This window comes from Saccharothrix ecbatanensis (genome assembly GCF_014205015.1).
In the GTDB taxonomy this organism is placed as follows: domain Bacteria; phylum Actinomycetota; class Actinomycetes; order Mycobacteriales; family Pseudonocardiaceae; genus Actinosynnema; species Actinosynnema ecbatanense.
Map to the genome: position 1 here is coordinate 8,730,929 of NZ_JACHMO010000001.1, position 12,044 is coordinate 8,742,972.

A 12,044-nucleotide genomic window follows, 5' to 3' on the forward strand; every position below is an offset into this window, starting at 1 on the left:
CCTGAAGTTACGAACGCGCCGACGTGCTCACCATGATGCCGACCGCACAACCAGGTGTGGAAAACCCCAGTGTCAGCGTCCGGCGTGTTCCGCCAAGCCCTTGGCGTACTGCGTGATCACGGCCTGGAGCACCAGGCGGTAGAGCCAGCCCGTCCCGCGCGTCTTCGGCTCGAACGAGGAGTGCCAGCGGATCGCCGTGCCGTCCCCGTCCGGCGCGAGGTCGATGAACGCCCGGTAGTCCCGAATGGCGAGACCCGACAGCAGGACGTAGCCCACCCGCCGGTTCGGCGTCAGTTCGACGACCTCCTCCCTCGTGAGCACCTTGCGGCCTTTGTTGTGGAATACCCGGACCTCGCCGACGCCATTCGCGTCACCCGCGCGTTCCCGCTCGTAGCGCACCACCGGCGACCACTCGGGCCAGGTCGAGCTGTCCGCGGCCAGGCGGTAGACCCGATCAGGTGGCGCGCTGCTGCGCACGTGGACGTCCACTCTCTGTACCATGCGGTACATGTACCATCTGGTACATGCCGGAACAAGAGGCTCCGCGGGAACGGCTCCTCGCCGCCGTGGTCGACCACCTGGCCGAACACGGCCTGACCGACGTGAGCCTGCGTCGACTGGCCAAGGCAGTGGGCTCCAGCCATCGGATGCTGATCTACCACTTCGGCTCGATGGAAGGCCTCCTGGTGGAGGTCGTGCGGGCGGTCGAGGCGAAGCAGCGCGCCGTGCTCGCGTCCCTCCTCTCGACCGACAGCCCGGCCGAGGCCGCGCGCAAGTTCTGGCGTGTCCTGGTCGACCCGTCCCTCCGGGCCCACGAACGCCTGTTCTTCGAGCTCTACGCCCAAGCCGCCCAAGGCCGACCGGGCACCACCCCGCTCCTGGACGGCATCGTCACGAACGGGCTGGAACCGGTAGCCGCGGTCGAACGCGCCCACGGCCACTCCCCGGAGGTCGCCGCCGCCCGTGCCCGCCTTGGCCTGGCGGTCGCCCGCGGCCTCCTCCTGGACCTGGTGGCCACCAACGACGAACCCGCCGTGACCGCCGCCATGGACCACTTCATCACCCTCATGCACCCCACCCCCACCCCGTGAGTCCTACGTTCAGAACGCGCGAGTCGTACCTTCGGAACCACCGTGTCCTACGTTCAGGACCCCCGAATTCAACGCTCAGAACACGCGGAGCCCTCCGCTCGGTGGGGATGGCACCAGGAGCGGCACTAGGATCGGTCGACGTGAAGCGGATCCCGGTGATCGTGGTGGCGGGGTTCCTCGGCTCCGGCAAGACCACGCTGCTCAACCACCTGCTCGGCGGCAGTCGGGGAACCCGGATCGGCGTGGTGGTCAACGACTTCGGCGCGATCGGCATCGACGCCATGAGCGTGGCCGGGCAGGTCGACTCCACGGTCTCGCTGAGCAACGGCTGCCTGTGCTGCGCGGTCGACGTCAGCGAACTCGACGACATGCTGGCCAAGCTCGACTCGCTGGTGGACGTCATCGTGATCGAGGCCAGCGGACTGGCCGAACCGCAGGCCATGGCACGGATGGTGCTCGCGAGCGAGAACCCGCGCCTGACCTACGGCGGCCTCGTGCTCCTGGTCGACGCGGCCGAGTTCCCCGACGACCTGGCCCGGCACCTGCGCGTGGCGGACCTGGTGGTGCTGAACAAGGTCGACCGCGTTGCCGACCCGGCCGCGTTGGCCGCGGAGATCGACCGGCTCAAGCCCGGCGTGCCCGTGCTGCTGTCGTCGTTCGGGCGGGTCGACCCGGCCCTGCTGTTCGACCCGCGGCCACGCGAGCAGTTCGGCCAGTTGTCGTTCGAGGACCTGCTGGACGAAGAGCACGACCACGTCCACTACGACAGCGTCGAGTTCGTGACCGAAGAAGCGATGAACCCGGTGCGGCTCATGGCGTTCCTCGACGCCCGACCGAAAGGCCTGTACCGGATCAAGGGCTTCGTCCGGTTCGACGTGCCGGGGTACCGGCAGCGGTTCGGCCTGCACACCGTCGGCGCGTTCCTGCGGTTCGAACGTTCGGCGTGGCCAGGGCAGCCCAGGCGCACCGAACTGGTGCTCATCGGCACGGGCCTGGACGTCACCGCGATCCGCGCCGACCTCGCCGCGTGCGTCGAGCCGGACCCGTCGTCGGTGGACCCGCAGTCGATGCTGGAGGTCCTGCGCTACACGGCGTGAGCAATAGCGGCCCCCGGCGTACGGGACGCCGAGGGCCGCGGACCACGCGTGGGCTCGGAGAGACTCGAACTCTCACTGGCACGGACCTAAACCGTGTGCCTCTGCCAATTGGGCTACGAGCCCGACGGCACAAGCTTATCGGGACCGTTCAGCGGCCCGATCCGGAGGGACGCGACGCTCCTCCACCCGAACGGAAACGCCGTTCTGGAACAATCGTCCCGCCGGTCCGGTCAACAGCGTCCGGACGCCTCAACTACGGTTGTGGCCAGACCGCAGCTAGGAGGAGATGTGGCCCGCGATCCCGACACCATCCAGCGCGAGATCGAGCAGGCTCGCGACGCGCTGGCCGTGACCCTGGACGAACTGGGGACGAGGGCGAATCCCCAGCGCTTCGTCGATTCCGGCAAGGAGAGCGTGCGCGCGAAGCTCGACGAACCCAAGATCCGGTACTCGCTGATCGCGGTGGCCGTGCTCGTCGGGTTCGCCTTGCTGCGCAAGCTGTTCCGGTGACCTACTGCCCCTCGGCGACGAGGGGCAGTAGCACCTGATCCACCACGCGGTCCACGAACGGCAGGTCCAGCGGGTCGCCGGTGAGCATCAACCGGTAGATCAGGGCCGCGCCCGCGATCTCGACCGCCATGCCGCGCGGCGCGTTCGCACGCAGCTCGCCGCGTTCGTCGGCACGGTCGAGGATGCGGCGCAGCACGTCCCGCTGGGCGATCAGGAACGTGTCGCGGAACGCCGTCGCCAGCTCGGGCTCGTGCGGCAGCTCGCCGACCAACGCCTGCGCCGCCTTGCCGATCGGGCCGGACAGGAACGCGGCGAACGCGCTCAGGAACTCGCGCAGGTCGCCCGCCAGCGAGCCGGTGTCCGGCTCGGCCAGGTTCCGCTGCGCGAGCTGCGTGCACGTGTCGATCACGAGGTCGAGCTTGGACTCCCAACGCCGGTAGATCGTCGCCTTGCCCGCACGGGCACGCGCCGCGACGGCGTCCATGGTGAGCGCCCGGTAACCGACTTCGGCCATCACCTCCAGTGCTGCCTGTCGCAGCGCGTCGTCGCGGCTGGCGTCTCTAGGTCTGCCCCGTTGCGGGGTCCGTGCCGCCCCGCTGTACACCGGTGTGGCCATGTCAGTGCTCCCGTCGCCTTTGGCCGGACATCCTAGGCCGGAGCGCTCCCGGTCAGGCCTCGATCACCTGCTCATGAGCAGTGCTCGCTTCGGGCGCACCGGCGGGCTCGGGCGGGGTCAGCCCCGCGCGGGTGTGCAGGTACGCCACCGAGAACGCGAAGGCGTCGCCCTCGAGCATGTGCACGACGGCCCGGTCGGGCCGCCCGGTCGCGATCTCGTCCACCAACTGGTCCGCCGCGAGCCTCGCCGCGATCAGACCCGGTGCGGTCGCGTCGAGCTCCTTGCCGTTGGCACGCACGGCGACCGCCCAGTCGTCGCCGTCGCGTCGGTAGTTCGCGGTGATGGTGAGCTTGGACATGCCTTGCCTTCCGATCGGTCGTGGGCCTATCTGACCTGCGTTTGGGCATTACCGCGTCTTGTGTCCCTCTATCGAGTGACTGGTCGCCCGGACTCGCCGCTTTCGGCGGGTGTGCCGTCGACTTTCACGCGAACGGCTGACCCCCGAAAGAGATGCACACGCTGTGCATCATCGGTAACGCTATGCTACCGCCCGCCGATAGGCCAGATGGAGCAACACCTTGGCTTGGGAGGTCTGCGTGAACCGTCGAATGACCGTCGCGGTGTGCCTGGCGTTCGGATTGCTGGTGGCGCCGGGCGTGGCGTTGGCCGATCCGCCGTGGGCACCGCACGTGCCGCACGTGCCGTCGGACGTCCCGTGGGTCGGTCATGGCAAGGGTGACGTGTGCAAGCAACGCGGTGAGCCGCCGTGCCACACGACGACGACCACGCCGCCGGTCACGACGACAACCACGCCCTGTCCGACCACGACATCCACAACACCACCGCATACGACGACCGCGACGCACACGACGTCGACCGGGGCGACCACGACGACGACCGATGTCTCCGGCACGTCGGCGACGTCCGCCACGACGACCGGCACGGCCACGTCGACCACGTCCGCCACTTCCGCCACCACGACCACGGATGTGGGCGGCACGACAGCCACGTCGCACACCGTGCCGCCGAAGACCACTGTGCCCGCCGGACCGCCGCAGGGCGGCTCGACCGCGACGAACGCACTCGCCGACACGGGTGCCACGCCGCTGTGGACGGGCCTCGGCGGCCTGGTCGTGCTGCTCGCCGGCGCGGTACTGGTGCTGTTCAGCCGCCGGCGCCGCGCGTGAACGCGGGGGTCAGGTGGTGAGCCGGCTCGCCACACCCCGCCACACGACGTCCATGACGTAACCGGTCGCGAGCGCGGGCCCCACCTCGGGCCTGCGCTCGCACCACAGCGCCAGCCGTTCGGTCGACCCCACCACGATCTCCGCGAACGCCTCGGCCTCCACCGGGTCCATGTCGGAGTCGAAGCTGCCGATCACGGCCGCGATCAGGTCCGTCTGCTGCCGTCGGATGCCCTCGACCTCCTCCACGGCGGAAGGAACGGTGATCGCCGCCTCCTGACGCAGCAGCGACCACGACTGCTTGTGCTCGGCGATGAACTCGAAGAACGCCAGCAGGCCGCGGCGCAGCACCTCCTCCGGGCCGTCCGCGCCGGTGATCGCGCGCTGCGTGCGGTCGAGCAGTTCGGCGCGCGCCCGGCGGATGCAGCCGATGAGCAGGCCTTCCTTGGAGCCGAAGTACTCGTAGAGCATCGGCTTGGACACCCCGACCCGTTCGGCGATCTCGTCCATCGACGCCGTCAGGTACCCGCGTTCGGCGAAAACGCCCTCGGCGATGTCGAGCATCTGCGCCATGCGCTCGGCCTTCGGCATCCGCCGGCGGCGCGGCTCGGTGGTGGTCACGAAGTCCAGGCTACCGGAGGTAACTTACTTGAAGTAACCTACTGGGGAGTACCTAGCCAGGACACGGAGGACGGGCATGCACCGAGAGGTCGAAGTCCTGATCGTCGGCACGGGCTTCTCCGGCCTGGGCATGGCGATCGAGCTGAAACGCGCGGGCCGGCGGGACTTCGTCCTGCTGGAGAAGGCGGGCGACCTCGGTGGCACGTGGCGCGACAACTCGTACCCCGGCTGCGCCTGTGACGTCCCGTCGCACATGTACTCGTTCTCGTTCGAGCTGAACCCGCGCTGGTCGCGGATGTTCGCCCGGCAGCCGGAGATCTGGGACTACCTCAAGCGCGTCGCGGAGAAGTACGGGCTGCGCGAGCACATCCGGTTCAACAGCGAGGTCAGCAGCGCGCGCTGGGACGAGGACGACAAGGTCTGGCAGGTCACCACGGGGAACGGCGACACGTACACCGCGAAGTCGGTCGTGGCGGGCATCGGCGCGTTGCACATCCCGAACGTTCCGGCGCTGCCGGGGATCGACGCGTTCCGTGGCAAGACGTTCCACTCCGCGCAGTGGGACCACGACTACGACCTCAAGGGCAAGCGGGTCGCCGTGGTCGGCACCGGGGCGTCCGCGATCCAGTTCGTGCCGCGCATCGCCGACGACGTCGAGAGCCTCACGCTGTTCCAGCGGACGCCGCCGTGGATCATGCCCAAGATCGACCGTGCCATCAACACGTGGGAGCAGAGGCTCTTCCGCGCGTTGCCGTTCACCCAACGGCTGTACCGGAACTTCGTCTACTGGACGCGGGAGTCGAGCGCGCTCGGCTTCGCGGTGAACCCGAAGATCATGGAGTTCGCGCAGAACATCGCGCGGCGGCACATGCGTCGTCAGGTGCCGGACGAGGCGTTGCGGGCCAAGCTGACGCCGGACTACACCATGGGCTGCAAGCGGGTGCTGATCAGCAATGACTACTACCCGGCGTTGGCCAAGCCGAACGTGGACCTGGTGACCGACGGCATCGCCGAGGTGCGGGCGAACAGCGTGGTGGACCGTGCGGGCGTCGAGCACGAGGTCGACGTGATCATCTACGGCACCGGTTTCCACGTGGTCGACTCGTACGACTACCTGGACGTCACCGGCAAGGGTGGCGTCGACCTGGCCAAGCAGTGGCGGGAGAAGGGCATCGAGACCTATTACGGGATCACCGTCTCGGGCTTCCCGAACTTCTTCTTCCTGCTCGGCCCGAACACCGGTCTGGGGCACAACTCGGTGGTGTTCATGATCGAGTCGCAGATCCGGTACGTCCGCCAGTGCCTGGAGTTGCTGGACCGGCACGAGGCCGACGAGCTGGACGTGCGGCCCGAGGTCCAGGCCCGGTTCAACCGCGAGTTGCAGCGCAAGCTGACCAAGGGTGTGTGGACCGAGGGCGGCTGCAAGAGCTGGTACCTGGACGCGCAGGGCATCAACCGGACGGTGTGGCCAGGCTTCACGTGGCGCTACTGGATGCGCACGAAGACCGTCCGTGCCGAGGACTACACGCTCACCCGAGCCCGTCGCACCCGCGTCCCAGCCTGACCTGAGCGTTGAATTCGGGGGTCCTGAGTGTTCGACACGCGGGCGCTGAACGTTCGACTCGCGCGCGAGTCGAACACTCGGGTACCGCGAGTCGAACGCTCAGGACCGGTGAATTCAACGCTCAGGACGGTGGGCTAGACGGGGACGCCGGCGGCCTTGGCACGTTCGGCGCGCAGGCGGGTCACGTCGGGCAGGTCGAGCGGGGCCGGCTTGGCGCCGGTGGCCCATTCGATCAGCAGGTCGGCGATCTGCGGGTTGCGCGGCAGGACGGGGCCGTGCAGGTAGGTGCACAGGATCCGGCCCTGGACGGCGCCCTCGACCGAGCCGTCGTTGCCGGTGCCGACCTTGACGTGTGCCAGGGGACGAGCCGAAGGGCCGAGGACGGTGCGGCCCTGGTGGTTCTCGAACCCGGTCAGCAGGCCCTCGAACAGGCCGTCGGCCGGGGTCGCGATGACCTCGCCGATGGCCCGGCTGCCGCCCGCGTGCGACGTGGAGTCGATCAGCCCGAGACCGGGGTGGGTCACCTGGTCGGCCCGGGTGAACGACTCGCCGAAGATCTGGATCCCGGCGCACACACCGAGGATCACCGCACCGCGAGCCGCCGCGTGCTGCATCCCCGGGTGCTCCCGCAGGTGCCGCACGGCCAACGTCTGCGCGGTGTCCTCGCCGCCGCCGACGACGTAGATGTCGCACGAGTTCGGCACCGGCTCGCCGAACTTCACGCTGACGATCTCGGCCGGGATGCCCCGCCACGTCATCCGCTTCTCCAGCACCACCGCGTTGCCGAAGTCGCCGTACGTGCCCAGAAGGTCGGGCAGGACGAGTGCGATCTGGACCTTGCTCGTGCTCACTGGGCGGCCCTCGCGTTCAGGTCGCGGAACGCGGTGTAGTTCGCGATCACCTCGACCGGACCGGGCGGCATGGCGTCGATCGCCAGCAACGGGTCCGGCACGATCGTGTGCTCGACCTCCGCGTACGTCAGCCGCACCGCGAGGTCCGTCGCACGCTCACCGGACGCGATCACCTGCCGGCCGCGCATCCGCTCGAACGGCACGTCCCACAGCCAGGACAGGTCCCGCCCGTCGGCCTCGTGCGCGTTGATCACCAGCACCGCCGGGTGGTCGGCCTCCCGCACCACGGTCAACGTCTCGCTCCACCCCGCCGGGTTCTTCGACAGCAGCAACCGGGCCCGGTGCCCGGAACGCTGGATCGTCCGGTACCGGCCGGCCACGTTGGACACACCGCGCAACCGCTGCACGGCCTCCTCCACGGGCACGCCCAGCGCCGCCGCGGCGGCCGTCGCCATCACCGCGTTCGCCTGGTTGAACTTGCCCGGCAGCCGGAGCGACAGCTCGATCTTCACGCCGTTCGGCGCGACCAGGTGCCCGTCGCCGGTCACCCAGTGGGGCCGCGGCCGGGCCAGGTCGCACCCGGTGCAGCGCCAGTGCTCGGCGCCCTCCCACCGGATCGGGTCACCGCAGCGCGGGCACGAGGCGGCGTCGTTGTGCCAGCCCGTCCCGGTCGCCACCCAGACCACGTTCGCCGAGTCGCGCGCCGCCGACGTCACCATGATGTCGTCGCAGTTCGCCACCACGACACCGGTCACGGACGACAGCGCCGTGCGCAGCGACTTCTCGATGGTGCGCACCTCGCCGACCCGGTCGAGCTGGTCGCGGCTGAGGTTGAGCAGCACCGCCACGGCCGGCGACGCGGCACGCACGACCTCGGGGAAGTACCCCTCGTCCACCTCCAGCACCGCGTACGGCGCGTCGGGCTGCTTGGACAGCGCGGTCACGTGCCCGTCGGGCATGTTCGCGCCGCCGTGGTTGGTCGCGACCTCACCCAGGAACGACATCGCCCGGCTGAGCATCATCGTGCTGGTGGTCTTGCCGTTGGTCCCGGTCACGAGCGCGACCGAGCGACCGGACGTCAAGTGCGCCAACGCCTGCGGGTCGAGCCGCAGCGCGACCCGGCCGCCGATCATGCCGCCGGCGCCCAGACCCATCTTCTGCGACAGCTTGGAACTCATGTTGCCCAGTCGCACGGCCGCCGCGGTGCGCAGCGGCAAGCGGGCTGGGTCTGCACCTGGAGTGTTCGGCAAGCGGACTTCCTGCATCGCTCAGGGGAGGGGGAACCCCGATGCTACCGGGGTCGGTGGTCGGCCAACTCCCGCAGGGTCCTGATCAGTTCCACTGTGCTGAGCTGGCACAACTGCGCCATGTACTCCAACGCGGGCAGGTCGAGGTGCACCTCGGGCGCCTGGCCCGGCACGAGGTGCGCGAGCCTGCCCTGCGCCCAGCGGCGCAGCGGCATCAGCTGCGGGCGCGCGTCGGCGACGACCGTGGCCAGGTCGACGGACAGGTGCCCGGCGGGCGCCTCCCCGAACACGCGTTCGTGCACACGGGCGAGGACCTGGTGCGCGGGCACGCCCAGCGCTACGCAGATCTCCACCAACCTGATCACCGAGCACTGGCGGGTGCCCAGTTCGTACGTGGCCAGAGTTTGCAGCGAGATTTCGCTTTGCAGCCTGCGGTTGAGCTCCTTGCGGGTCCATCCGCGCTGCTTGCGAAGGCTGCGGAGCTCATCACCGAGCACGCGTTGGTACGCCGCTGTGTCGATCTGCACCGTCAAGTCCTCCAGTCCGCCGGGGCCCCGACAGACCCCACGCAGATGGAAATGGCGACATGACGATTGCTTACGCGACTTGTCCGAATTATCGCCCGATTAGGCTAATCGACTAGTACTCACAGTAGAGTTTCAGCGCTCCAAGGCGCTGGTCACGCCGGTTTCGCGCGGTCCGAGGAAGCGCGGTTCGGGCTTGGCCACGAGCCCGTCCCACATCGCCTTGGCCGCCGCGGCGGTCTCCCGGAAGTGCCCGTAGGCGGTCGTCGTCGCCCACTGCCGGGACGTGTCGTGCCCCACGCCGAACGCCTCGATGCCCGCCGAACGGCACAGCGCCACCGCGCGCGGCAGGTGGAACTCCTGGGTCACCACGGTCGCCCGCTCCACCCCGAAGATCCGCTTGGCGCGCGTGCACGAGTCCCACGTGTCCAGGCCCGCGTAGTCGGCGACCACGAGCTCCTCGGGCACGCCCTTGTCGATCAGGTACGTCCGCATCGCGCTCGGCTCGTCGTACCCGGTCCGGCTGTTGTCGCCGCTGACCAGGAGCACCTCGACCTTGCCCCGCCGGTACAGGTCGGCGGCCACGTCCAGCCGTCCGGCCAGGAACGCCGTCGGCGTGCCCGCGCTGGTCAGGCCCGCGCCGAGCACGAGCCCCACCGGCGCGTCCGGCACGTCGGCCGCCGTGTGCCGGTATGCCGCGCTGCTCGTCTGCACCCACACCCACGGCGTGGCCGCGAGCACGGCCAGCAGCCCGAGCGCGATCAGCACCCGCTTCCAGCGCAACCGCCTGAAGAAATCCCCCACGAGCGTTCCCCCCCTGAACTCGGTCAGTTGACGCAGCGGACCCCGTCCGCGGTGATCGGCGGCTGGCTCGGCGTCGTCGTGTCCGGCTGCTGCTGCCGCGCTCCGTCCAGGCCCACCAGCGGTGCGCCCGCGAGGCTCTGCCGGCCCGGACCGGAGTAGTCGCCGCCAACGAACACGCGGACGTGGCCGGCCGGGACCTTGGCGTCCTCCTCCAGGTCGAGCCCGCCGCCCAGGGCCTCCACCACGGCCTCCGCGGCCGCCTCGCCGCCCACCCCGTAACGGACCACGGACGTGTCCATGAACTGGGCGTTGTCGGTGCCGCCGTCGCCGAACTTCTTGGCCACGAGCGATTCGAGCACCCGGCCCGCGAGCCCTGGCGCGCCGGACGCGTTGCGCACCTCGACGGTCACCGTGGCGTTGTCGATGGCGGGGGCGGTGCTGGTCGGCGCGTTCGGGTCGGCGTTGAGGTTCTTGATGAACTTCTTCACCTCGCGCTCGTTCACCTCGACCGCCAGGCCGTCCTCGGGCGTCTGCAGTTCCGGGTTGCCGGTCGGGATCGTCTCGAACTTGAGGCTGCCGCCGGTCAGGTCCTTCATCTGGGTGGCGAACCGGAGCACGTCCCAGTCCTTGTCCAGCACGATCGACTTGCTCAGCGCGTCGATCAGGGAGCTGAGCTTGCCGGGGTCGGACAGCGTGCCGGCGGACAGGATCTGCTTGGCCAGGCCCGCCATGAAGACCTGCTGGCGGACGATGCGGTCGAGGTCGCCGCGCAGCAGCCCGTACCGCTGCCGGACGAACGCGAGCGCCTCGCGGCCCTGGATCCGCTGCGGACCGGCGGCGAAGTTCGCGCCCGACATGTGGTCGCGGGTGGCCTGGTTGAGGCACACGTCCACGCCGCCGACGGCCTTGGTGATCTCGTAGAACCCGACCAGGTTGATCTCGGCGTAGTGGTCGATGGTGACGCCGGTCAGCCCTTCGATGGTGCCGATGAGGTTCTTGGCGCCCTTCTGCCGCGACTGGACCTCCAGCTGCTGCGGGTCGGAGACGCCCGAGCGCTCCAGTTCGGCGATCGCGTCGTTCTTGCCGTACCCGTAGGCCGAGTTGATCTTGTGTCGGCCGTAGCCGCCGGCGATCTGCACGTACGCGTCACGTGGGAACGACACCGCGACCGCGTTGCCGCCGTCGTTCGGCACGTGCATGAGGATCAGCGTGTCGGTGTTCAGGCCGCCGGACGACTCGTCGCCCGCGTGCAGCTCGTTCAGGATCTCCTGGGGCAGCGGGTTGCCCTTGGAGTCGGTGCGGCTGTCCATGCCGACCATGAGGATGTCGACCGAGCCGTCCGCGGGCTTCTCGCCCCCGCCCGCGTCGCTGATCACGTCGGTGGTGGAGATGTCGCTGATCAGCGACTGGTAGTTCGCCCAGGCGTAGCCGGTGGCCAGCAGCACCACGACCGACAGGAACGCGAGGAGCGTGCGGCCGACCGCGGAACCGCCGCTCGACGCGCGCGCGGGCGGACGTCGGCGCGGTGGGCCGCCGGCGGGCGGACGTGGCCGCTGACCGGTGGTGGCCGGCCTGGCGCGGGCGGAGGGCTCGCTGCCTGCCCGCGCACGTTCACCCGGACGCGGCACGCCAGACCTGGGTTCGCCCGCCCTGGGACGTTCGGACACGGGCGGGTTCGCCCGATCAGACGAAGGCCGAGTGGGCCGTCCACCGGGCGTGCGTGCTCGCTCACCGGTCGGCCGACGCGGCGGATCGGGTAGCTCACTGGGGTCCGGGCGCCGCGGCGGTTGTCGGTCGCGCGGCGGTTGACCTGCGGAAGGACTCCTCGGAGGAACAGGTCGCCTGCGGAACCCGTCGGGTTCGCCTGGCCTCGGCGGCCGGTTGTCCACTCCCACTCCTCCTATGTACCCAGGTTCATCCCATTGGACGCACGAG

14 protein-coding genes and 1 tRNA gene are annotated in these 12,044 nt (G+C 69.7%); 5 read left to right on the top strand and 10 right to left on the bottom strand.

Going from position 1 to position 12,044, the window contains the following annotated elements; genetic code table 11:
* Nucleotides 1-72 precede the first annotated feature (72 nt).
* On the bottom strand, nucleotides 73-489 hold the full coding sequence (locus F4560_RS38815) for an SRPBCC family protein (protein ID WP_312869734.1): 417 nt from the start codon (nucleotides 487-489) through the stop codon (nucleotides 73-75).
* Nucleotides 490-524: 35 nt separating this feature from the next.
* On the opposite strand from F4560_RS38815, the gene F4560_RS38820 reads away from it, so the two are divergent.
* Together F4560_RS38820 and F4560_RS38825 are read left to right on the top strand one after the other, a co-directional pair.
* On the top strand, nucleotides 525-1,091 hold the full coding sequence (locus tag F4560_RS38820) for a TetR/AcrR family transcriptional regulator (RefSeq protein WP_184928030.1): 567 nt from the start codon (nucleotides 525-527) through the stop codon (nucleotides 1,089-1,091).
* A 107-nt stretch (nucleotides 1,092-1,198) separates the two neighbouring features.
* Nucleotides 1,199-2,188, top strand: a complete 990-nt coding sequence (locus F4560_RS38825; RefSeq protein ID WP_184928031.1) for a CobW family GTP-binding protein — start codon at nucleotides 1,199-1,201, stop codon at nucleotides 2,186-2,188.
* 49 nt (nucleotides 2,189-2,237) lie between these two features.
* On the opposite strand, the gene F4560_RS38830 is transcribed toward F4560_RS38825, so the two are convergent.
* Nucleotides 2,238-2,311, bottom strand: a tRNA-Leu gene (locus tag F4560_RS38830).
* A 165-nt stretch (nucleotides 2,312-2,476) separates the two neighbouring features.
* Between F4560_RS38830 and F4560_RS38835 the strand changes: the two genes are divergently transcribed.
* Nucleotides 2,477-2,698, top strand: coding sequence for a DUF3618 domain-containing protein (locus tag F4560_RS38835; RefSeq protein WP_184928032.1), 222 nt, complete (start codon nucleotides 2,477-2,479; stop codon nucleotides 2,696-2,698).
* 1 nt (nucleotide 2,699) lies between these two features.
* Here F4560_RS38835 and F4560_RS38840 read toward each other — a convergent pair whose 3' ends face one another.
* Together F4560_RS38840 and F4560_RS38845 are read right to left on the bottom strand one after the other, a co-directional pair.
* Nucleotides 2,700-3,314 (bottom strand): TetR/AcrR family transcriptional regulator, encoded by a 615-nt coding sequence (locus tag F4560_RS38840; protein ID WP_184928033.1) that lies wholly within the window; start codon nucleotides 3,312-3,314, stop codon nucleotides 2,700-2,702.
* A 52-nt stretch (nucleotides 3,315-3,366) separates the two neighbouring features.
* Nucleotides 3,367-3,672 carry a hypothetical protein gene (locus F4560_RS38845; RefSeq protein ID WP_184928034.1) on the bottom strand — a complete coding sequence of 102 codons (306 nt, stop codon included), beginning with the start codon at nucleotides 3,670-3,672 and terminating at the stop codon, nucleotides 3,367-3,369.
* Nucleotides 3,673-3,910: 238 nt separating this feature from the next.
* Here F4560_RS38845 and F4560_RS43840 point away from each other — a divergent pair, with 238 nt between their 5' ends.
* Complete coding sequence (locus F4560_RS43840; RefSeq protein WP_312869735.1) at nucleotides 3,911-4,501, top strand: LPXTG cell wall anchor domain-containing protein; 591 nt, start codon at nucleotides 3,911-3,913, stop codon at nucleotides 4,499-4,501.
* A gap of 9 nt (nucleotides 4,502-4,510) precedes the next feature.
* Here the strand turns inward: F4560_RS43840 and F4560_RS38855 are convergent, their stop codons facing one another.
* Entirely contained in the window at nucleotides 4,511-5,089 is a 579-nt protein-coding gene (locus tag F4560_RS38855; RefSeq protein ID WP_184929649.1) for a TetR/AcrR family transcriptional regulator, read from the bottom strand.
* A 106-nt stretch (nucleotides 5,090-5,195) separates the two neighbouring features.
* Here F4560_RS38855 and F4560_RS38860 point away from each other — a divergent pair, with 106 nt between their 5' ends.
* Nucleotides 5,196-6,683, top strand: coding sequence for a flavin-containing monooxygenase (locus F4560_RS38860; RefSeq protein ID WP_184928035.1), 1,488 nt, complete (start codon nucleotides 5,196-5,198; stop codon nucleotides 6,681-6,683).
* Nucleotides 6,684-6,817: 134 nt separating this feature from the next.
* Here the strand turns inward: F4560_RS38860 and F4560_RS38865 are convergent, their stop codons facing one another.
* The 5 genes from F4560_RS38865 to F4560_RS38885 all read right to left on the bottom strand — a co-directional run bounded on the left by F4560_RS38865 (nucleotide 6,818) and on the right by F4560_RS38885 (nucleotide 11,737).
* Nucleotides 6,818-7,534: a type 1 glutamine amidotransferase gene (locus F4560_RS38865; protein WP_184928036.1), complete on the bottom strand. Its 717-nt coding sequence runs from the start codon at nucleotides 7,532-7,534 to the stop codon at nucleotides 6,818-6,820.
* Nucleotides 7,531-8,751, bottom strand: a complete 1,221-nt coding sequence (locus F4560_RS38870) for a Mur ligase family protein (RefSeq protein WP_246477940.1) — start codon at nucleotides 8,749-8,751, stop codon at nucleotides 7,531-7,533. The genes F4560_RS38865 and F4560_RS38870 overlap by 4 nt, the downstream gene beginning before the upstream one ends.
* Nucleotides 8,752-8,825: 74 nt before the next feature.
* Nucleotides 8,826-9,308, bottom strand: coding sequence for a helix-turn-helix domain-containing protein (locus F4560_RS38875; RefSeq protein ID WP_184928037.1), 483 nt, complete (start codon nucleotides 9,306-9,308; stop codon nucleotides 8,826-8,828).
* Between the two features lie 132 nt (nucleotides 9,309-9,440).
* Nucleotides 9,441-10,109, bottom strand: a complete 669-nt coding sequence (locus tag F4560_RS38880; RefSeq protein WP_184928038.1) for a SanA/YdcF family protein — start codon at nucleotides 10,107-10,109, stop codon at nucleotides 9,441-9,443.
* Between the two features lie 23 nt (nucleotides 10,110-10,132).
* Complete coding sequence (locus tag F4560_RS38885) at nucleotides 10,133-11,737, bottom strand: LCP family protein (protein ID WP_312869736.1); 1,605 nt, start codon at nucleotides 11,735-11,737, stop codon at nucleotides 10,133-10,135.
* Nucleotides 11,738-12,044 lie beyond the last annotated feature (307 nt).

What these genes read in the sequence shown, in the direction of transcription:
- F4560_RS38825 (WP_184928031.1), top strand. Translation starts at nt 1,199, where the DNA reads ATGGCACCAGGAGCGGCACTAGGATCGGTCGACGTGAAGCGGATCCCG.
- F4560_RS38840 (WP_184928033.1), bottom strand. Translation starts at nt 3,314, where the DNA reads ATGGCCACACCGGTGTACAGCGGGGCGGCACGGACCCCGCAACGGGGC.
- F4560_RS38845 (WP_184928034.1), bottom strand. Translation starts at nt 3,672, where the DNA reads ATGTCCAAGCTCACCATCACCGCGAACTACCGACGCGACGGCGACGAC.
- F4560_RS38855 (WP_184929649.1), bottom strand. Translation starts at nt 5,089, where the DNA reads ATGCCGAAGGCCGAGCGCATGGCGCAGATGCTCGACATCGCCGAGGGC.
- F4560_RS38860 (WP_184928035.1), top strand. Translation starts at nt 5,196, where the DNA reads ATGCACCGAGAGGTCGAAGTCCTGATCGTCGGCACGGGCTTCTCCGGC.
- F4560_RS38820 (WP_184928030.1), top strand. Translation starts at nt 525, where the DNA reads ATGCCGGAACAAGAGGCTCCGCGGGAACGGCTCCTCGCCGCCGTGGTC.